This window comes from Cyanobacteria bacterium GSL.Bin1 (assembly GCA_009909085.1).
In the GTDB taxonomy this organism is placed as follows: Bacteria; Cyanobacteriota; Cyanobacteriia; order Cyanobacteriales; family Rubidibacteraceae; genus Halothece.
Genome location: JAAANX010000081.1, coordinates 1 through 21,969, shown reverse-complemented (window position 1 = coordinate 21,969; position 21,969 = coordinate 1). Strand labels below are relative to the sequence as shown.

The window sequence follows — 21,969 nt, the reverse complement described above, 5'->3', positions numbered from 1 at the left end:
GCAACAAAATCTGTGAAATCGTAGATAATAGAGAAAAAGAGTAAATTGAAACCACTCTTGGTGTAGAAAAATCTTAGTTCTACCACCCAAAAATCGTTTCTGCAATTGCCGACAACTCAACACGAAAACCCATGACTGGAAAAGTAATTGACAGTGGTGCAACTGGCTTTTTAGTTCTGATTATCCCGATCGCGCTTGTTGCAGTGATTGTTGCAACTGCCTGGCCTGTCTTGCTGGGGCTACTTTTAATCATTATCGTTTGGCAAGTTGTTCAACAATGGCAATGGCAAAAATTTGTTGGCAAAGTCAATCCTGCCTTCAATCGACTGATTCGAGAAAATCATGGATGCGTTACTCCTGTCGATCTTGCCATGAAAGCTAATATTGAAGGCAACAAAGCCAGTAAATTTTTAGAATATAAAGCAACAGAATTTAGTGCAAAACGTCGAGAACTAGAAAATCAAGGGCATGTTTACTACTTCCTAACCGCTAGTGCGGTGGAAAACTTTTTTGAAGAACCGGAATCTTTGGCAACCTTAGAAGGTGAAGAAGAAGAAGAGGAAGGCAACGGAATTGCAACGGCTTCGTCTTCGACTGCAACTCAAAAATCAACGGTTTCTTCTCAAACTGAAAAAAATGCTCACGCTGTTGCAACTGCACCACCGCAATCTGCAACAGCCGAAGAAGAAATTTCTCTGATTCAAGCCGAACTTGCCAAACGACTGGGTGTTCATTCCAGTACCCTTGGCAGAAGAAAATCTGACCCTGATTTTGCCGAGTGGACACAAAACCGCGATCCAGAAAACATTCGCTGGCAATACTCCGATGAAACCAAGCTCTTTTATCCGTTAGATCAGTGATTTTTGCTTCTCGTTTCGTTTTCCACGACAATCCCCTTCATGACCATCCATGAGGGGGATATTTTTGTTATTTAAGATGTAGGGTTAATGCAATGGCAGGGACGCTTTATTTAGTCGGAACACCAATTGGTAACTTAGAAGATATGACCTTCCGAGCAATCAATACCCTGAAAACAGTTGATTTGATTGCGGCTGAAGATACCCGCCATACGGGAAGATTGTTACAATACTATGACATTGTAACGCCACAAATTAGCTATCACGAACATAATCGCAAGCAACGAGAACCAGAACTGATCCAGCAGCTAGAAAAAGGAACCAGCATTGCGCTTGTCACCGATGCGGGAATGCCAGGCATTTCTGATCCAGGATATGATTTAGTGAGAGCCTGTGTGGAAGCAAAGATTGCAGTTGTTCCCATTCCTGGCGTAACTGCTGCCATTACTGCCCTTGCTGTTTCGGGACTGCCAACGAACCGTTTTGTGTTTGAGGGATTTCTGCCGGTAAAAGGGAAAGCCAGACAAGAGGGTCTCAGTAGGCTTCAGCAGGAAACGCGAACGATTGTTTTATATGAATCCCCCCATAAACTGAAACAAACCTTGCAAGATTTAGCTCAATCTTTGGGGCGCGATCGCGCTATTATGCTGGGGCGGGAGTTAACGAAATTCTATGAAGATGTTCAGTATGCAACGCTAGAAGAGGCGCTTGACTTCTATACCAAGCAAGTTCCAAAAGGAGAATATACGCTTGTGATTGCGGGTAAAGAAGAAACAGCGGAAATGAATCTGTCTGTGGAGGAAATTAGAACGGAATTAAAGCAACTTTTAGCCCAAGGAGTGACGCGATCGCAAGCGAGTCGGCAATTAGCTGCAATCACGCCTTTATCTCGTCAAGAAATTTATCAGCTTTCGATTGACTTAGAGTGAAATGCTTTACTTCCCCTCTGTTTGGAGGGGGTCAATTCGTTAAAATTCTATTACCAGCTTGATTTAACCACACCGGGCAAATAGCCTTTGTGCGCCCATTCCCGGAAAACATTGCGAGAGAGTCCAAAATCACGATAATAACCGCGCGGACGACCGGTTACATTACAACGATTATGGAGACGAGTGCGGGAACTGCTACGAGGAAGACGTTGCAGTTCGCGTTGCAGTTGAAATCGTTCTCTAGGAGACTCAGCTGTTCTAATTTTCTCTTTTAATTCCGCTCGTTTTTCAGCGTACTTATCCACTAATTTTTGGCGCTTTTTTTCACGCTCAATCATTCCTTTTTTTGCCATAAAAAATTTATGCCTTAAAAATACTGCTTCACTATCTTATCGAATTTAATTGCTATTGCCACTGGGAAATGGACAAAGATCAGCCAGAGAACACGATTCACATAAAGGTTGTCTGGCTTTGCACACAGCGCGACCATGATAAATTAAGCGAATTGACCAATTTTCCCAGTCCGGTTGCGGTAGTAATGCCATCAAATCTTTCTCAATCCGTTTGGGATCAGTATGTTCGGTTAATCCCAACCGCAAAGAAAGCCGTTTAACATGGGTATCAACAGTCACGCCCGCATTCACCCCATAAACATGGGCTAACACCACATTCCCTGTTTTTCTAGCGACTCCCGGTAGCTTGAGAATCTCTTCCATTGTGTCTGGAACGTTCCCCCCGAAGTCAGAGACAATCATTTCACAAGCCGCTTGAATATTTTTCGCTTTATTGCGATAGAAGCCAGTCGAACGAATCAGACTTTCAATTTCGCTGCGAGGGGCTTGCGCGATCGCGCGGGCATCGGGAAAACGGGCAAACAACTCTGGCGTCACTTTATTCACCCGTTCATCCGTACACTGCGCCGATAAGATAGTTGCCACTAGCAACTGCACTGGCGTTTCATAATCAAGGGTACAAGTTGCATCCGGATACAACTGTGTGAGACGGGCGAGTAATGCTAACGCCCGTTCCTGCTGCGACAATCCCATTATTGGAACAGTTCCTGAACCACAGCTAAGTTGGCGGTATCACGAATAACAAGGAAAATTGCTAAACCGAGTAAAACGACGACACCGGTTTGCATGATGCCATCTTGCACTTTGCTGGGTAAGGGTTTCCCGCGAACTCCTTCTAAAAGCAAGAAGACCAATTGACCGCCATCTAAAACCGGTAAGGGTAGGATGTTAATAATGCCTAAGTTGATGCTGATTAACGCTGCAAATTGATAGAGACTGCTCGCGTCGGAACTGGCAATATCAGCACCAACCGCAACGATCGCGACCGGACCAGCCACTTGTTCAGCAGATTCTTGGAAGTTACTAATCAGTTGTCCTAAGCCTTGGAAGGTGAGGCTAAAAATCCGTTGATATTCTTGTGCCCCTTGAGTAAACGGTTCAATCAGATTATCCGGGCGTTTGCGAATCACTTCCCCATTGGGAGAGAGTAAAACACCAATTTTTCCTTTTCCATCATCTCCAGCTTGAGGGGTGACCAATAAGTCTAGGGTTTCGCCTTCTCGTTTAACGGTTAAACTTAACGGTTCGTTAACAGAATTTTGAATTTCTGTTTGTAAGGTTTGGATAGCCGGTTGCCCTTCGCCAAGGGATTGGGAATCCACCGCGAGAATCAAATCTCCCGCTTTTAATCCAGCTTCTTTGGCTGGAGAATTTTCTTGATTAACAATTTCAGGAACTTTAATGCCGGGTTCAAATTGGGGTTCGGGAATCCCTACAAAAGCCGATTGGGTGACGAGGAGGAAATAAGCAAAAATAAAGTTTGCAATCACCCCAGCACTAATCACAATGGCGCGATCGCCGAGGGGACGATTTTTTAATAAATTCGGATCATCTTGGGGAATTTCGCTATCGGGATCATCATCGGGAAAGCCCACAAATCCGCCTAAGGGAAAGGCACGGATGCCATATTCCACTTCGGACCCTTGATATTTCCATAAAATCGGACCAAACCCGATGGAAAATCGGTTAACATGAATCCCTTGCACTCGGGCTGCGGTAAAGTGCCCCAGTTCGTGGACGATAATTAAAACCGCCAAAACCGCGATCGCTGCCAAAACTGACATAATTTTCTAACCAACTATACTAAACTAAACACTTGTCCATCTATTTTAATATTAGTGCGAGTTTACCCTTCTTCGGTTTGCCACTGCTGAAGCAACTGAAATGGATTAAACCCCCGATATTGCAGAAAATTACAGACTTTGCGCTTGGTTTTGGGATCGAGATCAGAAAATTGGTTGAGCTGATATTTTCGCATGACCTTTGCTTTCAGATTTGATAAATCTTCTGTCTCTCGCTGATCCGCTAACTGTTCCCACATTCGTTCAAACAAATCGTCACGAATTCCTTTCTCTTGAGATTTCTGCTTGATTTTTCGTTTTCCGTACTTTCCTTGATATCCCAAGATTAAATTTTCAGCAACGCCAGCATCCGATTGGACACTAATTTCCTGTAAATGTTGCAGCGTTTCTGTAATTTCTGTTTCCTCAAACCCTTTTGTCAAGGCTTTTTTACGGAGTTCTTCCTGAGTATATTCACGACGAGAAAGCAGTTGCAACAAATAAGTCTGACAATTCATATCTAGGAATTAGTGTTCATGGCTTGATGGTTCTCAATTGGAAAAAATGCTCGATGGCCAGCTCAAGTCGTGAACGCACTTCTGTGCGAAAAGTACGGAGGTTTGAATTAATCAAGATCTAGCAATTTTCACTTTCATGAAGTTAAGTTCTGGAGAATAAAATCAGCAAATATCTCCGTGGGAAAACAGTTTGCTAAACTTGATTGGCGTTATCAAATCACGAAATGAGAAGGTTAACTTAAAGCTAATTTAAATTATATTTATTCAGAGAACAGCTATATCTAAAAAATAAATTAAAATCAATGCAGCAATATTCCCGACTCACCATTATTTCTTATGTACTCGGTCCCATACTGATTATTGTTAATCATATTGGAGCTTTGCTGGTGTTCAGCACTGGCTTATCGTGGGGGGCACTCCTCTGGATAGTCCTGTTATATCTCATTCGGATGTTGGCAACCACGAGCATTTATCATCGCTTACTCACGCACAAAAGTTATCATGCTCCAGCGCCTATTCTTTGGTTCGGTAGTATAATTGCTGCGGCGGCAGGGCAAATGGGTCCCAGTTGGTGGAAAGCTCACCATCTTGCTCATCATCAATACGTTGATCGCGATTTTGACCCCCATTCCCCTCATACCCCAAATCAAGGATTCGCTGGATTTTGTTGGTCGCAATGGGGTTGGCTATTATCTCCCCGGTTCTTCCCAGAAAAGTTACCGCAAGATGTGGAAGGAGATTTAGTTTTAAAGTTAATTGATCGTTGGCATTTTATCCCTGTACTTGCCCTAGCAGGGATTTCTTACGGAATCGGAGGGATGGAATATCTCGGGGCGTTTTTTCTGAGCACTACTTTACTCTTTCACGGCGTACAAACCACTAACTCCCTCTGCCATCTAGTCGGCAACCAACCTTTTCTCACGGATGATTGCAGTCGCAATAATGGCTTTGTCGCTTTTTTGACCCTCGGTGAAGGCTGGCACAATCTCCATCATGCGTTTCAAGCTTCTAGTCGCCAGGGAATCACGATTCGTGAGGGGAAAGTGATTTATTTGGTTGATCCGACTTTTCGCTTCATTAAATTGCTCGAATGCTTCAACTTAGCATCAAAGTTAAAGATTCCCTCAGAAAAGAATCTGTTAATGCGGGCTCAGGACAAAAGCTATTCGCATTGATTGGGGGCTGTGCAATGTCATCCGATGTTTTGGGGTAACCTGAAGAGTTAGTAGCAAGGGTTCGTGCAGCTAATTGAGTCAAGGAAAAATCACTATGTTTTTAGGTCGAGTGGGCGCGATCGCTGCCAATGGATTTCGGGAAGTGATTCGCGATCGGATTTTATACTTTATTGGTTTCTTCGCCTTATTAATGGTCATCGCCCTGCGTTTACTCCCCCAAATTTCGGTGGGCGCTGATGAAAAAATCCTCCTTGATTTGAGTTTAGGAGGGATTGGTTTACTCAGTGCAGTGGTCGCCATTTTTGTGGGAACTGGCTTAATTAATAAGGAAATTGAAAAACGGACAGTACTGGTTTTAATTCCGAAACCGATTACTCGGGCAGAATTAATGATTGGCAAGCATCTGGGCTTATCCGCTGTACTGGTGGTTTTAGTGGCGGTGATGGGAGTGATTGGCTTTGGTTTACTGAGCTTAAATGGTATCAGTTATCCTCCCGGCGCGATCGCGCTGTCTTTGCTTTATCTGATCATTGAACTCTCACTGCTGGTGGCAGTTGCTCTGCTGTTTGGGGTTTTCACCAGTTCAATTCTTGCCACTCTCCTCTCCTTTGGTGTTTACCTGGTGGGACATTTTAGCCGTGACTTACTTGAATTAGGCAACCTGAGCGATAATGCCAGTGTGAAAACCTTTACCCAGACACTGTATTTAATTCTCCCGGATTTATCTCGTCTCAACTTTCGGAATGAAGCGGTATATGGCTTATTGCCCAATGTGGGAGATTTACTTAGTAATGCCCTTTATGGGATTTTGTACACCATTTTGTTGCTGGCAGTGGCAACCCTCATTTTCTCGCGTCGTCAATTCTAGAGCTGCGGTTTAACGTAGGGAGAAAGGAAAGATGAAGAAGATGGAACGATGGATCAACTCAAGCAACTGCAAGGCTTATTCCAAGAGATGGAACAGGCATTAATCGCTTATTCGGGAGGGATTGATAGCACGTTGGTGGCAAAAGTCGCTTATGATGTGCTGGGCGACAAGGCACTAGCCGTGACTGCCGTTTCCCCTTCCCTGCTGCCAGAGGAATTAGACGACGCTCAAAGCCAAGCCCAAACGATTGGGATTCCCCATGAGTTAGTGGAAACCCAGGAAATGGAAAATCCTAACTATACCTCGAATCCGGTGAACCGCTGCTACTTTTGTAAAAGTGAACTGCACGATACCCTCAAGCCCCTCGCCCTTGCTAGAGGATATCCTTATGTAGTGGATGGGGTCAATGCCGACGATTTACAAGACTATCGCCCCGGTATTCAAGCAGCCAAAGAACGGGGGGCGCGATCGCCGCTGGCGGAAGTTGGCATTACGAAAGCAGACGTAAGACGATTAACGCAAGAGCTAGGGCTACCGTGGTGGGATAAGCCCTCACAACCCTGTTTAAGTTCTCGCTTTCCCTATGGTGAAGAAATTACAGTCGCCAAACTGCAACGAGTGGGAAGAGCAGAGGTTTATTTACGTCAACAAGGTTGGAATCAGATTCGCGTGCGATCCGCTGGCGATACTGCCCGAATTGAACTGCCTCCTGACCAAATTCAAGACTTTGTCATGCAAATGGACTTGCCGCAATTAACCCAAAAGTTTCAGGAATTAGGCTTTCTTTTTGTCACCTTAGATTTAGAAGGTTATCAAAGTGGCAAGCTGAATCGGGTTTTAGAACAAACCAACACATCTGCTGTCATTTCGTCTCTGTAATAATCCAATCCATTTGCTCAGGATGAGTGCAACAATAGGCTAACAAGATGATTTAAGACAATAGACTATGACCTCTTCTTTAACACCCGATATCAAAACGAACCAATCGCTTTCGCTTCCTCGTCGCCCCCGTCGCTTACGCCGTAACGCTGCCTTACGGAAAATGGTGCAGGAAGCCCATTTGTATGTGGAAGATTTAATTTATCCGCTGTTTGTCATGGAAGGGGAAAATAGCCGCGTCGAAGTGCCTTCTATGCCCGGCAGCTATCGCTACACCCTGGATTTATTACTGGCTGAAGTCAAAGAAGCGTCAAAATTAGGGATTTGCGCGATCGCGCTCTTTCCTGCGCTACCGGAATCTAAAAAAGATGCCACGGGTACCGAAAGCTATAATCCCAATGGATTAATCCAACGAACCATCCGTGCGATTAAAGAAACGGTTCCGGAAATGATTGTCATTACCGATGTTGCCCTCGATCCTTTCTCGGATCAAGGACATGATGGCATTGTCAGTGAAACCGGAGAAATTCTTAATGATGAAACCGTAGAAGTGCTCGTGAAAATGGCTGTTTCTCAAGCGGCTGCGGGTGCAGATATGGTTGCCCCCTCCGATATGATGGATGGTCGGGTCGGTGCCATTCGCCAAGGCTTAGATAACGCGGGTTATACGAATGTGGGCATTCTGGCTTACTCGGCCAAATACGCCTCTGCCTATTATGGTCCTTTCCGGGATGCCCTGGATTCTGCCCCGAAATTTGGCGATAAGAAAACCTATCAAATGGATGCGGCAAATGCCCGCGAAGCCATCACAGAAGTAGAACTCGATGTGCAAGAAGGGGCAGATATGGTGATGGTTAAACCTGCCCTCGCCTACCTCGATATTATTCATTTAGTTCGTCAAAATACGAATCTGCCTGTGGCTGCTTATAACGTCAGCGGAGAATATGCCATGATTAAAGCTGCTGCGGAAAAAGGCTGGATTGATGAGGAAAAAATTGTCATGGAAACCCTGACCAGCATGAAACGGGCAGGTGCTGATTTAATTCTGACCTACTTTGCGAAACAGGTAGCGCAATTGTTAGCTCAAAAATAGAAGCAATCCTTCAAGTGTAAGGTGGGCATTTCTCACCTTATACTTTTACTATTTCTATCTATAGCACTTCCTAAGCGGGTGAGGTACAAAATTATCGGTTTAGGGAATAGGGAACAGGGAACAGGGAATAAAGGATGTACTTCATGAGAATAAGAATTGCTATATGATCGTCTGACTAAAAAAAATAATATCAAAAGCCAAAATGATTAACTTAAACGATCTTCATCCAGAATATATTACTGATCAAACAGGAGAAAAAAAGTCGATTATTCTTCCGATTGCTGAGTTTGAAGAATTGCTGGAAGATATAGAAGATTTAGCCACCATTGCAGAAAGAAAAGAAGAAGCAACTATTTCTCATGATGATTTAGTCAAAGATTACGCCTTCCGTTTAGGAAGGCGTAATCTTTGACCGTTGGTCAAGGAATTAAAACAGGATGGCTTCCTAGCAGATTGAATGGAAACAATCTGCAAAAAAAGAGCTAAAAATTTCTCTAAAGTTTTAGTCATCGAAATTATTAAAGTTGGTCATCGAAAAGATATCTATCGAAAACGTTAGACCTAATCAAGATCAAGTATGGCAAAGAAACAGAATTTTCCCTACCTAGTTGGCTCTAAATGGACTGCCCAACAACAAACTTGGGGGTGGCGACATTTTGAAGTGGTGAACCGTAAAAATCAAGGGAAATGGGTATTTGCGGAAATGGTTGCTTCTTGTGATGGGAATGTGAGATTTTGGATTAATGCGCAACAATTACAAGATCGAGATTTGTGGCAACCCGGTTGGAAACCCTTGCAACAATTATAAGTGATAAAGTTTGAAAAATTGAATGAACGAGCCTCGTTTAGCAACACAAATTGAAGCCATTTTATACCTAAAAGGACAACCCCTTTCGATTAAAGACATTAGTGAGTATGCCCATCGCAATCGCGCTGAAATTGAAGATGCCATCTTAGAATTAATGTCGGATTATGCCCATCGCGATAGCGCCTTAGAAGTGGTAGAAATGCCCAATGGCTATAGCTTACAATTGCGATCCAACCACCAGAAACTGCTGCATCATTTAGTCCCCGCTGAATTAGGCGTAGGTGCCTTAAGAACCCTCGCCGCGATCGCGCTCAAAAACCCGATTTTACAGACGGACTTAATTGAATTGCGAGGTAGTACCGCCTACCAACAAGTGCAAGAATTGGTGGAATTGGGCTTAGTGCAAAAACGCCGTGAAGGACGGTCTTATTGGCTAGAAGTGACTGATAAGTTCTACCAATATTTTGAAATCGATGACATTAAAGCAATTTAGCCTTGCCTTGTTAGCCCAGGCTGCCGTTGTTGACACACTGCTTAGTGATTTCGCTTAGCAAAACGCAACAGAAGCTTTTATAAAAATTTACAAAAAATCAGTAATTTTACGAGGTTAAATTCGATGATACTTGATTTAAATCAATAATTTAATATGTTTAAAGTAAATATAAAAACTAATAGAAAACATACTGTACCATGAAATGCTCTTGCTATCTTGGTTTGACGAAATGTATTTCTTGATACAGAAAAGATGACGCAAAAAATACAGAATTTGAGCGATTCCGATGATTAAATTGAATAAATACAGTTAAGTGCCTACTTGGCTCCTTTTTTCAAACCCTTGTTGCATAAGTCTAGATTTGCTAATTGCTCAATCAGGAACATAATTCAGTAATGATGTCTCAAACGAAACGAAAAAAGAAAGAAAATATTACTCATCAGTATTCCCTTTGGAACTCACCTTTATTACAACCCATACGATTTATTACTCGTTCTTTTTCTCCCTATTGGCTGGCTTGTATTCCTTTAGCTGCCTTGATTGTGATCGTCACCCAAAGTGCCGCTCAAGCTCAGCACGCCTTTGATCTCGAAACCGTTGACATGAGCGATCCTGCCGTCATCAAAGGCATCCTTGATACCGTTTTTGTATTTTTCTGTGCCGTACTGGTTATTTTTATGAATGCTGGTTTTGGCATGTTAGAAACTGGCTTCTGTCGTCAGAAAAATGCCGTCAACATTCTGTCCAAGAACTTAATCGTCTTTGGAATTGCAGTAATTGGATACTGGGCCCTTGGCTTTGCCTTCATGTATGGCACAGGAACCAGCTTTATGGGCTTTACAGGGTTTTTCCTTTCCAGTAGTGACCCCGCGACTTACGGGTTAAGCCCCTTCCCTGAAGGTTTACCGATTTCAGTGTCTTTCTTATTCCAAGTTGCCTTTGCCGCAACTGCTGCAACCATTGTTTCTGGGGCAGTGGCAGAACGGATTAAGTTTGTGGATTTCTTGATCTTTGCCTTGCTCTTAACAGCGATCTCCTATCCCATTACCGGACACTGGGTTTGGGGAGGCGGTTTACTCGCAGAAATTCCCTTTCTCGGTGGGGCTGGCTTCCATGATTTTGCCGGTTCAACGGTCGTTCACTCTGTTGGTGGCTGGGCAGCGCTGATGGGAGCAGCTTTCGTTGGTCCTCGGACTGGTAAATATCGCGAAGATGGGGGGACTAGTGCAATTCCGGGTCATAACATGAGTTTAGCGACCTTAGGCTGTTTAATTCTCTGGATCGGTTGGTACGGCTTTAATCCCGGTTCTGAGTTGGCAGCAACGCCCAATGTTACCTATATTGCAATGACCACCACTCTGGCGGCAGCAGCAGGCGGAATTACGGCTACCTTTACCTCTTGGTTTAAAGACGGGAATCCTGATTTGTCCATGATTGTCAATGGGATCCTAGCAGGCTTAGTCGGAATTACGGCAGGTTGCGATGCGATTCCCTATCCCTGGGCCGTCCTCACCGGGGGAATTGCAGGAATTATTGTTGTTTTCTCTGTCGCCTTCTTTGATGCGATTCACATTGATGATCCAGTCGGTGCCACTTCAGTTCACCTAGTCTGTGGGATTTGGGGAACCATAGCCGTTGCCCTTTTTGGCGGGGCCAACTTTGTTGCTCAAATTATTGGTATTTTAACCATTGGTGGCTTTACCGTGCTCTTTAGCGCCATTGTTTGGGGGATTTTGAGAGCAACTCTGGGCGTTCGCGTTGGTCTGGAAGAAGAAATGCAGGGCTTAGATATTGGGGAACACTCCATGGAAGCTTACAGTGGATTTGTGAAAGAAGCTGATGTCTTGAGCGGTGGTCGTAGTGTCTCCATGAGTAGCCAAAGTGGAGAAATACCACGCAGTTCCGAATCTTAGGATTCGACCAAGTCGTTCCATTAGAAAAATCCCCCTCAGTGTTAAGCTTTGGGGGATTCGGTTTTTGATTAGGAGTGTTACCGTTACAGAATTATTTACCCATTCCTAACTGTTGCGCCTTCTGGTAAACCTTGCCTTCGGTTAAAAGAGAAGGCGCAATGACCACTTCTACTTGTTGCATCTCTTTGAGGTTTTTCGCTCCTAAGGTTCCCATACTGGTTTTTAATGCGCCTAACAGGTTATGAGTCCCATCATCGAGACGAGCGGGTCCAGTTAAAATTTCTTTCACACTGCCGGTTGTTCCCACGCTAATACGTGTGCCACGGGGTAAAACTGGACTGGGGGTTGCCATGCCCCAGTGAAAGCCTTGTCCAGGGGCTTCTGCCGCACGAGCAAAAGGCGAACCAATCATCACAGCATCAGCACCACAAGCAATACATTTACAAATATCACCACCGGTCACCAGACCGCCATCGGCAATAATCGGCACGTAGCGTCCCGTTTCTTGGTAATATTGCTCTCTGGCTGCGGCACAATCTGCTACTGCCGTCGCTTGCGGGACACCCACACCCAACACACCCCGAGAGGTGCAAGCAGCACCGGGACCAATTCCAACCAGGACGCCAGAAGCTCCGGCTTTCATTAAGTCGTAAGCCACGGCTTCTGTCACACAGTTGCCCAGAATTACTGGCATTGGCATTCTTTCGCAGAATTGGGCTAAATCGAGGGGAATCACGGCATCCGGCGATAAATGCGCCGTTGAGACCACCGTCGCTTGGACAAAAAAGACATCGGCTCCAATTTCAGCAACCGCATCGCCATATTTAGCAGCACCTGCCGGCGTTGCACTGACTGCAGCAATGCCACCTTGAGATTTAATTTCACTGATGCGCTTTTTAATTAATTCCGGTTGAATGGGGGCAGCATACAATTCTTGCATTAAGCCCACAAATTCGGTTTTCCCAACAGAAGCAATGCGGTCCAAAATCGGCTTTGGGTCTTCGTAGCGGGTTTGAATCCCCTCCAGATTTAATACGCCCAAGGCTCCCAATTCTGAAAGCAAAACTGCCATTTTCACATCCACCACGCCATCCATTGCACTGGCGATGATGGGAATTTCTCGTGTTAGATTGCCCAGTTGCCAGGTCGTGTCCGGTAAACTGGGATCTAGTGTGCGTCGTCCCGGAACTAGTGCAATTTCATCAATTCCATAGGCGCGACGCGCGGTTTTTCCTTGACCAATTTGAATATCTACACTCATACGCTAACTACCCGTTCCCAAAGCTATTCCCACAGATTAGCAAATTTTGGCATCGAAACTCTGTATCGTGAGTAGAATCACTCAATTGATTGGATGCTGAAGTTTGAAATTGAAGTCTATAATTATCTAGCGTCCTGAAGAAGACTCCCATCATAATCTTTGATTTGATGGGTAGATGGGGCGTTCAAGCCGGAGCGAAGGTGAGGACGGAATCGCATTCCGCACCCAGCCCCTCATGAATCAGGACATTTACAAGTAGCCTTTGCAGTTTGTAAAATTCTGTGCGACAATGAGGCTAATTACTCAAACTAGGTAGAATGCTGAATCTGAGGTACAACTACAAAATCATTCCAACCAAAGAACAGATCGAGAAGATTGAACTTAACCTCTGTGTCTGTAAGTCGGTCTGGAATCATGCGTTAGCCGAGCGCAAGCTCTGGTCTAACAGCCGTAGTTGTCAGATTAATGCGTGTTCAATCCAGTCTGAGTATATCGTACCACCGTTTGAATATCCCACCTATCACACTCAATCGGCTAATCTAACTCAAGCTAAGAAGACGAACCCGTTTCTGAAATCTGGAAATGCTCAAGCAATGCAACAGACGTTAAGGAAACTTGACCGTGCTTTTAATGACATGAGAGCTAAAGGGAAAGGGTTTCCGCGTTTTAAGAAGCGGATGAAGTCTTTTAACCTGATTAGCAACAAGATTGAAGTTCAAGGCAACAAGATTAAGATGCCTTTGCTTAAAGAGGTAAGGTTCGTTAAATCTAGGAATATTCCAGACGGGTTCAAGATTAAACAAGTTCAAATTGTGAAGAAAGGGTCTGGCTACTACGTCAACTTAGCTCTTGAACTTGATGTAGATCTTCCAACGCCCCAACCTCATGGTCACGCCATCGGGATCGACGTGGGAATAAAAAGCATGATAGCAACCTCGGACGGCTTAAGGGTAAAGCGACCCAAGTTCCTTGATCACGTTCTACGCCAGATTGAATTACTGCAAAGAAGACGACGGAACAAGAAACGAGGTTCTAACAAATACCTTAAGCTACAGAAGAGGATTGCACGACTTCACGAAAAGGTAGCCAACAAGCGTAAAGATTACCACTTCAAACTTGCTCATCAACTCTGTACTAGCTCAGGAATGATATTTGTCGAAGAGATCAACTTCACTGCTTGGAGCAGAGGGATGTTTGGTAAGCAGTCTCTCGATATGGGATTGGGTCAGTTCTTCACGATTCTGGAGCAGATCTGCGCCAAAACAGATACATATTTCGCCAAGGTAAACAAAGATTACACTTCCCAAGTTTGTCCCAACTGCGGAGTCAACACAGGCAAGAAAGATTTGAGCCAACGTCTCCACATCTGTTCTGAATGCGGATATGAGCAAGATCGTGATGTCGCTGCTGCTGAAGTGGTAATGAAACGTGGTGTTGCTGAGCTTGTCGAAGCATTAACTGCGGTCGGTGCGCCCGTGGTGAAACAGCCCAGTCATGGCGGTCTGTCGGGGGCAATAGCCTAGATAAGAGTCTAAATGGGAATCTCCCGTCATAATCTTTGATTTGACGGGATGAGGTTCAAACCTTTACCGCTCTCCCCCTTGGCAAGGGTAGAAGAGACAACATCCATTTAACAACAACTTAAAGTCAGAATGAAGGGACGAAATTTACTTAGCCTTGCCGACCTAACCGCTCACGAATTAGAAACACTTTTAAACTTAGCCCACAAGTTGAAAACTGGATATTGTCCGCGTTCTGCTGCCAATCAAGTTTTAGGGCTGTTATTTTATAAGGCTTCGACACGGACGCGAGTTTCTTTTAGTGTGGCGATGTATCATTTGGGCGGTCAGGTGATTGATTTGAACCCGCAAGCGATGCAAGTGGGACGAGGGGAACCGATTCAAGATACCGCCAGGGTTTTAGCGGGTTATTTAGACGCGATCGCGATTCGGACCTTTGCCCAACAAGATATCGAACAGTTTGCGGAGTACGCCGATATCCCAGTGATTAATGCCTTAAGTGATTTGTCCCATCCCTGCCAAATTTTAGCGGATTTACTGACGATGCAAGAACAGTTTCAGAAGCTAGAGGGATTAACGTTGAGCTATCTCGGAGATGGGAATAATGTAGCGCATTCCCTGTTGTTAGGCTGTGCGTTAGCTGGGGTGAATATTCGCATTGCCACCCCAGTAACTTATCAACCCGATCCTGCAATTGTGGAACAAGCGAAACGCCTTGCCCAACCTGGAACGGAAATTACCCTCACCGATGATGCGAAAGCCGCAGTGGAAGGTGTCGAAGTCATCTACACTGATGTTTGGGCAAGTATGGGACAAGAAGATTTAGCAGCGGAACGGTTACCGGTGTTTCAACCGTTTCAAGTGAATGAAGAATTGGTCAATTTAGCCTCTCCCGAAGCAATTATCTTACATTGTTTACCGGCTCATCGAGGAGAAGAAATTACAGAAGATGTTTTAGAGTCAGCGCGATCGCGCGTTTGGCAACAAGCAGAAAATCGGATGCATGCGCAAAAAGCCTTACTGGCGAGTGTTTTGGGTTTAGTGGATTAACCGCTTCTGAAACTGGATACAATACAAGTGTAAAGGAATGTTAAGCCCTTGCTCATGTTACTGCAACCTGAACAACGCCAAAAACTTGATCCTAATAGTGATAATGACTTCTATGCCATCCCACGCTTAGTGACTCATGTGGATGAACCGTTTATTGATCAATTAAGTCAACTCTATCGGGAACGACTCCAGCCCAATACTCGCATTCTTGACATGATGAGTAGTTGGGTGTCTCATCTTCCCGATGACATAAAATTTGCTCATGTGGAAGGACATGGGATGAACGAGGAAGAACTCGCCCGTAACCCCCGCCTAGATCATTACTTTGTCCAAAATTTGAATGAAAATCGCACCTTTCCCTTCCCCGATCAAGAATTTGATGCCGTTTTAAATGCCGTTTCGGTGCAGTATCTCCAATATCCTGAAGAAATTTTTCAAGAGATTCATCGCGTCTTAAAACCCGGTGGGATCGCGATCATTAGTTTTTCCAATCGGATGTTTTATCAAAAAGCGATTTCTGCTTGGCGCGATAGTAGTGAAGCGATGCGAGTGGAGTTAGTGAAGCGATATTTCAAAGTGGCGGGTGGCTTTAGCGAACCGGAAGTGATTCAAAAGCAACCGTCTGTTCCTGCTATTTTCCAAATGTTGGGGATGGGAGGAAGCGACCCCTTTTATGCGGTTTTAGCCGATGCGAGACATTAACGAGTGAAGTAGCCCAACTTGCTTCGCTGAAGTTGGGGCTTCCAACTTCTTGAGTCAAGGACGGTTTTATTCGTCTTCGGGATTTCCCGCTTCATCCGCCGTCGCCTCCACCGTGCCAAGCTGGTATTGGTCTTACACCGCGTCCACAGGCAGACTCCCTGCTTCCCAAGGAGTATATTTCTTTTCGACAAGCATTACTTGGAGCTTCTTTTACAGTAGGGTGTAACCTACAGACCAGCGGTCATGCTTCTTTTCCCGATCTGACGATGTTTCTGCGCCGAAAGCTAATGCTTGCTTTACTTTGAAGTTAGGCTGTCTGATAGTCCATACGTTCGGGTGGGTCGCAACCAATATTATCATAATACTAAATTGGACTTCGTTGTAAGTTCGCTTTCATCCCCCATCTCTAGATGGGGGAGTTCTCGCTCACGTCAGTTTAAAAAAAGCGTTCCCTGAATGTTAATCCCACGCCTCAAGGTCCGGAACTTTAGTGAGGATGGGATTTTTTATTTTAAAGGTCTTCAAGAGTTAAGCAAAAGTTATTAATCATCAATAATTTTGATATTGAAATAGATTGCCATATTAAAATCTCTATAGATAAACTGTAGTTATAGATTTTCTGAAAACGTTAACTATGGTTTATTTTCTACTCAATCAGCAACAAGCAACCCACCCCGCCAGAGATTGGCTTTTTCCCCTGCGCCAACAGTTGAATCGGCTACAAATTCGCCAGGAATCAACAGCGCATTTCATCTGTCGATTAATCCCAATGCAATGTCCTTTTGAACAGGATATTTATCTGTTTGGACGCAAAATTGGTCATATTCCCCCCCTGTGTAAACTTAATCCCCTCTACGAAGAGTTAATCGGGTTAAGATTTCGCGCTTTGTGCTACTTAGCGGATGAATGCGGACAAGATGTCAGTTGCTATTGCTAAATAACAACTGGATCAATACAGCGTTTAAGACTTGAACAAGGAGTGATCTATGGTTGGACTTATTAATTCTCAGCAATCTTCTGCATCGACTCAGAGACTGACGTTACAAACTACGGAAATTGCCGCAGAAACGACTGCAATTCGTTGTCTAGATTGGGATCGTGAACGCTTTGATATTGAATTTCCCTTAGAAAATGGAACCACTTACAATTCTTTTATTATTCGAGGGGAAAAACTGGCTTTAGTTGACACCTCTCATGTCAAGTTTCGCCAACTTTATTTGGATTTAATCCGTAATTTAATTGATCCCGCAGAACTGGATTATCTAATTATTAGTCATACCGAACCCGATCATAGCGGTTTAGTCCAAGATATTTTAGCAATGGCTCCCCAGGTCACTGTTATTGGGGCGAAGGTGGCAATTCAGTTTCTGGAAAATATGGTGCATCAGCCATTTCAATCGCAAATTGTGAAAAACGGCGATCGCGTTGATCTCGGAAACGGACACGAGTTGGAATTTGTCTCTGCACCGAACTTACATTGGCCCGATACTATTTTCACCTATGATTCCAAAACCCAAGTTCTTTACACCTGCGATGCGTTTGGGATGCACTATTGCGACGAACCAACGTATGACGAGAACTTGGAACTGATTGAGGCGGACTTTCAATATTATTACGATTGCTTGATGAAGCCCAATGCCCGTTCAGTGTTAGCAGCGATCAAACGGATGGGCAAACTGGATGTCGGTCAAATTGCCACGGGACATGGCCCCCTATTACAATACCATCGTTCAGAATTAGTCAATCGCTATCACGACTGGAGTAAAGCGCAAACGAAAACGGATACGTTAGTCGCTCTGTTTTATTCTGAATATGGGTATAGTGATGATCTCGCGCGCGCGATCGCGCAGGGAATTACCAAAACCGGCGTTGCGGTAGAACTGGTGAATTGGAACGATACCGAACCGCAAGAAGTGCGAGAGTTAGTGGAACAGGCTAGGGGCTTAGTGCTGGGGATGCCCGCGCAATCAGATCCAGAAGCCCATCAAATCCTAAACACTGTTTTAGCAGCAGTCCACGGCAAACAGACCATTGGTCTTTTTGAAGCCGGTGGGGGTGAAGATGAACCGATTTATCCGTTACGGAATCAGTTTCAAGAAATTGGACTCACCGAAGCCTTTGCCCCAATTTTAGTGAAAGCCGCACCGGATCGTGCCCTCCATCAAGTTTGCGAGGAAGCAGGAACGGATTTAGGACAATGGCTAACGCGCGATCGAAACGTGAAAGAAATTAAAGCGATTGACAATAGTTTACAGAAAGCCCTTGGTCGCATCAGTAACGGTTTATATATTATTACTGCTCAAAAAGGGGAAATTAACAGTGCGATGATTGCCTCATGGGTGATGCAAGCCAGTTTGAATCCGTTGGGCGTCGCCATTGCGGTGGCAAAAGATCGCGCCATTGAATCTTTTTTACAAAGCAGCGATCGCTTTGTCTTGAACGTTCTAGAAGAAGGGAATTATCAACATTTAATTAAACATTTTCTGAAACGATTTCCCCCTGGCGCGGATCGCTTTGAAGGGATTAAAACCGTTCCGGCAAATAATGGTTCCCCGATTATTGCTGAGTCTTTAGCGTATATAGAATGTCAAGTCACCAGACGTTTAGAATGCAGTGATCACTGGATTATTTATAGCAAAGTCGAAGGGGGAAGAGTCTCAAAATTCGAGGGATTAACGGCAGTCCATCATCGCAAAGTGGGTAATTATTATTAAGCCAAACGTTCAAACGTCAATCCCCAATAACAAACTACGAACAACGAAAGCCAATGCAAAAAATGATTAACTCTTCCCAAATTCCCTGGCATAAATCGCTTAATAACAGTGGCGTCATTCAAGTTTTAGAATTTGTCCAAGACTTGATTATTATCTCTCTGTGTATTGGCTTATTTAGCTTTATGGCAATTCAGTTGCGGGAGATGTTTGTCTCCTTGCTACCGCCTTTAAACTTTCCAAGAGTTACCTCTGATATTTTATTTGTCCTCATCTTAGTCGAACTGTTTCGCCTTCTAATTATTTACTTGCAGGAACGACGCGTTTCCATTGGCGTTGCTGTCGAAGTTTCCATTGTCTCAGTTTTAAGAGAAATCATTGTTAAAGGAATTCTCGATATTCCTTGGAGTCAGGTTTTAGCTACTTGTTCTTTCTTATTAGTTTTATCCGTTTTGTTAGTGGTTCGAGTTTGGCTACCTCCCACGTTTGAAGGGGTTGATCCAGAACAAAAAATATCGGAACGACACAAACAAAGATCTGTCAATGTGACAAATGAAAATGGTCATTAGTCATTGGTCATTAGTCATTAGTCATTAGTCATTAGTCATTAGTTATTGGTCATTGGTAAGAGAACACTGCAAATAGTAGAATTTAGGAGTCATTAATCATGGTACAAACTGCTACCCCTGTCAAGCCGAGAGATGTGCAAGTTGCAGACATTGGAACGAAGACAAAAGTGCTGCGATCGCGCGCTTGGGAACAATTAAAATTTGAAGTAGAGTATTCTCGGCAAAAAGGAACTACCTCCAATTCTTATCTCATTCAAGCCGAAAAAATTGCTCTTATTGATCCCCCTGGACAATCGTTTACCGAAATTTATTTAGCAACCTTAGAACAGAATTTGGATTGGCGACAGTTAGATTACATTATCTTACAGCACGTCAATCCCAATCGCTTGGCAACCTTAAAAGCATTAGTTGAAAAAGCCCCACAAGCGAAAATTGTTTGTTCTAAACCGGCGCTCAATGCCCTCAAAGATACCTTAGAAACCACTCAAATTCAAATCATTAAAGATCAAGATACTTTAGATTTAGGACAAGGACATCAGTTAAAATTTCTGAGTGTTCCCACACCGCGTTGGGTGGATGGATTATGCACTTACGATCCGCAAACCCAAATCCTTTATACTGACAAATTTTTTGGGGCGCATTGTTGTGGCGAAGCGATTTTTGATGAGAATTGGAAACAATTGGATCAAGACCGTCGTTTCTATTTTGATTGTCTTCATGCCGCCCAAAGCAAACAATTAGAAACCGCGATCGCTAAGTTTACGCCCCTTCCCAGCAAAATTTATGCTCCCGCCCACGGTCCTTTAATTAAATATAGTCTCAGTCGGTTTCGCTATGACTATCAGCAGTGGTGCCAAGAACAAAGCCAGCAAGAACTGAAAGTTGCCCTACTCTATGCTTCAGCGTATGGTAGCACAGCAGCGATTGCCAACGCGATCGCGGATGGTTTGATTCAGTCACAAGTTGCAGTAGAATCAATCAATTGTGAATTTGCCTCTTCTGAAGAAATTACCGAAGCGATTCAAACCTGTGATGGCTTTATTATCGGTTCTCCAACTTTAGGCGGTCATCCCCCCACCCAAATTCAAACCGCGTTAGGGATTATTCTCGCCAATGCGACAAAAACTAAATTAGCAGGGGTGTTTGGTTCTTACGGCTGGAGTGGAGAAGCCATTGATATCTTAGAAAATAAACTGCGGGATGCCCATTACAGCTTTGGCTTTGAACCAATCCGCGTTCGCTTTAGTCCCACTGCTGCCATGTTAGAACAGGGGAAACTTGCCGGAAAAACATTTACCCAAACCCTGAAAAAGACAAAAAAACTGCGGACTCCTCGCCAAGGGATTACCGAAACCAAAATTGATCGCACTGAACAAGCTGTGGGAAGAATTGTCGGGTCGTTATGTGTTCTCACCACTTGCCAGGATAATCAGCATCGCGGTGTTTTAATTTCTTGGGTATCGCAAGCAACCTTTAATCCTCCTGGTATCATGCTTGCCATTTCTCAAGAACAAAGTCATCACTTAATCGCTCAACCGGGGGATCAATTCGTGTTAAATATTCTCAAGGAAGGGCGAACTATCAGAAGACTTTTTTCAGAGCAAATCAGTCATTCCTTTGACTCCGTCACCACCCAAAGCGCAAGTAATGGCTGCCTAATCATTGAAGAGGGTTTGGCGTATTTAGAATGTACCGTTCAAAATCGTTTAGCCTTTGCTGAAACACTCGCTCAAGGCAGCAGCGATCATATTTTATTGTATGCCACGGTTGATCGGGGAGAAGTTTTAGAAAACCAAGGCATGACGGCAATTCAATACCGCAAATCGGGCAGTCACTATTAATTTGACCTCAAACTCAAACTAAACTCGGAGATCCTAATCCTGTTGGACTTTGGACAAGCAGCAAAATGATTCGCGATTGGCACTCGCGAATTTTTTCTCAATGATGAGCCTGATTAAACCGTAATCAGTGAAGCAGATTCTAGCTGTTTCGCTTTTTTAATCACCTAGTGACGAGTTCTTTTTGTTTGAATCATACCCTCCGTTCGTCCAGCAGAATAACCGCGACATTGGGGAGGATTGGTTGGTGTCCCAATATCATGCAGAATTTCCAGGGCTACTGAAAAACCGGCATTGTAAACATTACATTAACCAGAGCCGGGGATTGCCAAATAAATATTAAGAAAAACTTATAATTTGAATTTGACATTGTGTTTCAAATCCACATTAAAAAGCGCAAAAATCTGTGCCTTTCAGGATATACTTAAACACATAGAGATTTAAATCTTGATAGAACAAAATCTATGGAAGCGATATTGCCTTCCAGCTCTGTTCGGAAAGCAGCCCTCTCTGAACACCCGGTCCACAGGTTCTCGCTTAAGACCTGTGCTGTAGAGATGAAGTGCTTTACCCTTGCTTTTTAATGCTCACTTATAACAATAATCGCTCCTTGTTAGAGGAGACTGAAGGAGGTATTTATTAGTGGATTTC

At 44.1% G+C, this 21,969-nt stretch carries 22 protein-coding genes; 17 read left to right on the top strand and 5 right to left on the bottom strand.

Annotated elements, in window-relative coordinates; translation table 11 throughout:
- Window positions 1-131: 131 nt before the first annotated feature.
- On the top strand, window positions 132-860 hold the full coding sequence (locus GVY04_10095; GenBank protein ID NBD16466.1) for a hypothetical protein: 729 nt from the start codon (window positions 132-134) through the stop codon (window positions 858-860).
- 92 nt (window positions 861-952) lie between these two features.
- Window positions 953-1,786 (top strand): 16S rRNA (cytidine(1402)-2'-O)-methyltransferase, encoded by an 834-nt coding sequence (gene rsmI, locus GVY04_10090; GenBank protein NBD16465.1) that lies wholly within the window; start codon window positions 953-955, stop codon window positions 1,784-1,786.
- 50 nt (window positions 1,787-1,836) lie between these two features.
- On the opposite strand, the gene rpsN is transcribed toward rsmI, so the two are convergent.
- The 4 genes from rpsN to GVY04_10070 all read right to left on the bottom strand — a co-directional run bounded on the left by rpsN (window position 1,837) and on the right by GVY04_10070 (window position 4,438).
- The gene (gene rpsN, locus GVY04_10085; protein NBD16464.1) at window positions 1,837-2,139 is read right to left on the bottom strand and encodes a 30S ribosomal protein S14; all 303 of its coding nucleotides are present in this window, start codon (window positions 2,137-2,139) and stop codon (window positions 1,837-1,839) included.
- Between the two features lie 45 nt (window positions 2,140-2,184).
- Entirely contained in the window at window positions 2,185-2,832 is a 648-nt protein-coding gene (gene nth, locus GVY04_10080) for an endonuclease III (protein NBD16463.1), read from the bottom strand.
- Window positions 2,832-3,923 carry an RIP metalloprotease RseP gene (gene rseP, locus GVY04_10075; protein NBD16462.1) on the bottom strand — a complete coding sequence of 364 codons (1,092 nt, stop codon included), beginning with the start codon at window positions 3,921-3,923 and terminating at the stop codon, window positions 2,832-2,834. The genes nth and rseP overlap by 1 nt, the downstream gene beginning before the upstream one ends.
- Window positions 3,924-3,985: 62 nt before the next feature.
- Window positions 3,986-4,438: a regulatory protein RecX gene (locus tag GVY04_10070; protein ID NBD16461.1), complete on the bottom strand. Its 453-nt coding sequence runs from the start codon at window positions 4,436-4,438 to the stop codon at window positions 3,986-3,988.
- 302 nt (window positions 4,439-4,740) lie between these two features.
- Between GVY04_10070 and GVY04_10065 the strand changes: the two genes are divergently transcribed.
- From GVY04_10065 to amt, 8 genes are all read left to right on the top strand, one after another.
- Window positions 4,741-5,613 carry an acyl-CoA desaturase gene (locus tag GVY04_10065; protein ID NBD16460.1) on the top strand — a complete coding sequence of 291 codons (873 nt, stop codon included), beginning with the start codon at window positions 4,741-4,743 and terminating at the stop codon, window positions 5,611-5,613.
- A gap of 94 nt (window positions 5,614-5,707) precedes the next feature.
- A complete protein-coding gene (locus GVY04_10060; protein ID NBD16459.1) occupies window positions 5,708-6,481 on the top strand; it encodes an ABC transporter permease subunit in 774 nt (257 codons plus the stop codon).
- A gap of 48 nt (window positions 6,482-6,529) precedes the next feature.
- Window positions 6,530-7,360, top strand: coding sequence for an ATP-dependent sacrificial sulfur transferase LarE (gene larE / locus GVY04_10055; protein ID NBD16458.1), 831 nt, complete (start codon window positions 6,530-6,532; stop codon window positions 7,358-7,360).
- A gap of 67 nt (window positions 7,361-7,427) precedes the next feature.
- Complete coding sequence (gene hemB / locus GVY04_10050; GenBank protein NBD16457.1) at window positions 7,428-8,453, top strand: porphobilinogen synthase; 1,026 nt, start codon at window positions 7,428-7,430, stop codon at window positions 8,451-8,453.
- Window positions 8,454-8,655: 202 nt separating this feature from the next.
- Window positions 8,656-8,865, top strand: a complete 210-nt coding sequence (locus GVY04_10045; GenBank protein ID NBD16456.1) for a hypothetical protein — start codon at window positions 8,656-8,658, stop codon at window positions 8,863-8,865.
- Window positions 8,866-9,030: 165 nt separating this feature from the next.
- Window positions 9,031-9,261, top strand: a complete 231-nt coding sequence (locus tag GVY04_10040) for a TIGR02450 family Trp-rich protein (GenBank protein NBD16455.1) — start codon at window positions 9,031-9,033, stop codon at window positions 9,259-9,261.
- A 22-nt stretch (window positions 9,262-9,283) separates the two neighbouring features.
- The gene (gene scpB / locus GVY04_10035) at window positions 9,284-9,754 is read left to right on the top strand and encodes an SMC-Scp complex subunit ScpB (protein NBD16454.1); all 471 of its coding nucleotides are present in this window, start codon (window positions 9,284-9,286) and stop codon (window positions 9,752-9,754) included.
- 395 nt (window positions 9,755-10,149) lie between these two features.
- Window positions 10,150-11,667, top strand: a complete 1,518-nt coding sequence (amt, locus tag GVY04_10030; protein NBD16453.1) for an ammonium transporter — start codon at window positions 10,150-10,152, stop codon at window positions 11,665-11,667.
- Between the two features lie 91 nt (window positions 11,668-11,758).
- Here the strand turns inward: amt and GVY04_10025 are convergent, their stop codons facing one another.
- Window positions 11,759-12,928 (bottom strand): GuaB3 family IMP dehydrogenase-related protein, encoded by a 1,170-nt coding sequence (locus GVY04_10025; protein ID NBD16452.1) that lies wholly within the window; start codon window positions 12,926-12,928, stop codon window positions 11,759-11,761.
- Between the two features lie 317 nt (window positions 12,929-13,245).
- Between GVY04_10025 and GVY04_10020 the strand changes: the two genes are divergently transcribed.
- The 7 genes from GVY04_10020 to GVY04_09990 all read left to right on the top strand — a co-directional run bounded on the left by GVY04_10020 (window position 13,246) and on the right by GVY04_09990 (window position 21,321).
- The gene (locus GVY04_10020) at window positions 13,246-14,451 is read left to right on the top strand and encodes a transposase (protein NBD16451.1); all 1,206 of its coding nucleotides are present in this window, start codon (window positions 13,246-13,248) and stop codon (window positions 14,449-14,451) included.
- Between the two features lie 129 nt (window positions 14,452-14,580).
- A complete protein-coding gene (gene argF, locus GVY04_10015; protein NBD16450.1) occupies window positions 14,581-15,498 on the top strand; it encodes an ornithine carbamoyltransferase in 918 nt (305 codons plus the stop codon).
- Window positions 15,499-15,552: 54 nt separating this feature from the next.
- Window positions 15,553-16,200, top strand: coding sequence for a methyltransferase domain-containing protein (locus GVY04_10010; protein ID NBD16449.1), 648 nt, complete (start codon window positions 15,553-15,555; stop codon window positions 16,198-16,200).
- A gap of 634 nt (window positions 16,201-16,834) precedes the next feature.
- On the top strand, window positions 16,835-17,137 hold the full coding sequence (locus tag GVY04_10005; protein NBD16448.1) for a nitrogenase: 303 nt from the start codon (window positions 16,835-16,837) through the stop codon (window positions 17,135-17,137).
- Window positions 17,138-17,186: 49 nt separating this feature from the next.
- The gene (locus GVY04_10000; GenBank protein ID NBD16447.1) at window positions 17,187-18,914 is read left to right on the top strand and encodes an MBL fold metallo-hydrolase; all 1,728 of its coding nucleotides are present in this window, start codon (window positions 17,187-17,189) and stop codon (window positions 18,912-18,914) included.
- Window positions 18,915-18,967: 53 nt separating this feature from the next.
- Entirely contained in the window at window positions 18,968-19,480 is a 513-nt protein-coding gene (locus tag GVY04_09995) for a hypothetical protein (protein ID NBD16446.1), read from the top strand.
- Window positions 19,481-19,578: 98 nt separating this feature from the next.
- Window positions 19,579-21,321, top strand: a complete 1,743-nt coding sequence (locus GVY04_09990; GenBank protein NBD16445.1) for a flavin oxidoreductase — start codon at window positions 19,579-19,581, stop codon at window positions 21,319-21,321.
- The last annotated feature ends 648 nt before the right edge of the window (window positions 21,322-21,969 follow it).

Bases quoted from the DNA above. Each gene is read 5' to 3' on its own strand.
- GVY04_10005 (NBD16448.1), top strand. From the start codon at position 16,835: ATGGTTTATTTTCTACTCAATCAGCAACAAGCAACCCACCCCGCCAGA.
- GVY04_09995 (NBD16446.1), top strand. From the start codon at position 18,968: ATGCAAAAAATGATTAACTCTTCCCAAATTCCCTGGCATAAATCGCTT.
- rpsN (NBD16464.1), bottom strand. From the start codon at position 2,139: ATGGCAAAAAAAGGAATGATTGAGCGTGAAAAAAAGCGCCAAAAATTA.
- GVY04_09990 (NBD16445.1), top strand. From the start codon at position 19,579: ATGGTACAAACTGCTACCCCTGTCAAGCCGAGAGATGTGCAAGTTGCA.
- GVY04_10040 (NBD16455.1), top strand. From the start codon at position 9,031: ATGGCAAAGAAACAGAATTTTCCCTACCTAGTTGGCTCTAAATGGACT.
- GVY04_10010 (NBD16449.1), top strand. From the start codon at position 15,553: ATGTTACTGCAACCTGAACAACGCCAAAAACTTGATCCTAATAGTGAT.
- scpB (NBD16454.1), top strand. From the start codon at position 9,284: ATGAACGAGCCTCGTTTAGCAACACAAATTGAAGCCATTTTATACCTA.
- larE (NBD16458.1), top strand. From the start codon at position 6,530: ATGGATCAACTCAAGCAACTGCAAGGCTTATTCCAAGAGATGGAACAG.
- GVY04_10000 (NBD16447.1), top strand. From the start codon at position 17,187: ATGGTTGGACTTATTAATTCTCAGCAATCTTCTGCATCGACTCAGAGA.
- GVY04_10060 (NBD16459.1), top strand. From the start codon at position 5,708: ATGTTTTTAGGTCGAGTGGGCGCGATCGCTGCCAATGGATTTCGGGAA.
- nth (NBD16463.1), bottom strand. From the start codon at position 2,832: ATGGGATTGTCGCAGCAGGAACGGGCGTTAGCATTACTCGCCCGTCTC.
- GVY04_10095 (NBD16466.1), top strand. From the start codon at position 132: ATGACTGGAAAAGTAATTGACAGTGGTGCAACTGGCTTTTTAGTTCTG.
- amt (NBD16453.1), top strand. From the start codon at position 10,150: ATGATGTCTCAAACGAAACGAAAAAAGAAAGAAAATATTACTCATCAG.
- GVY04_10020 (NBD16451.1), top strand. From the start codon at position 13,246: ATGCTGAATCTGAGGTACAACTACAAAATCATTCCAACCAAAGAACAG.
- hemB (NBD16457.1), top strand. From the start codon at position 7,428: ATGACCTCTTCTTTAACACCCGATATCAAAACGAACCAATCGCTTTCG.
- GVY04_10045 (NBD16456.1), top strand. From the start codon at position 8,656: ATGATTAACTTAAACGATCTTCATCCAGAATATATTACTGATCAAACA.
- argF (NBD16450.1), top strand. From the start codon at position 14,581: ATGAAGGGACGAAATTTACTTAGCCTTGCCGACCTAACCGCTCACGAA.
- GVY04_10065 (NBD16460.1), top strand. From the start codon at position 4,741: ATGCAGCAATATTCCCGACTCACCATTATTTCTTATGTACTCGGTCCC.
- rseP (NBD16462.1), bottom strand. From the start codon at position 3,923: ATGTCAGTTTTGGCAGCGATCGCGGTTTTGGCGGTTTTAATTATCGTC.
- GVY04_10025 (NBD16452.1), bottom strand. From the start codon at position 12,928: ATGAGTGTAGATATTCAAATTGGTCAAGGAAAAACCGCGCGTCGCGCC.
- GVY04_10070 (NBD16461.1), bottom strand. From the start codon at position 4,438: ATGAATTGTCAGACTTATTTGTTGCAACTGCTTTCTCGTCGTGAATAT.
- rsmI (NBD16465.1), top strand. From the start codon at position 953: ATGGCAGGGACGCTTTATTTAGTCGGAACACCAATTGGTAACTTAGAA.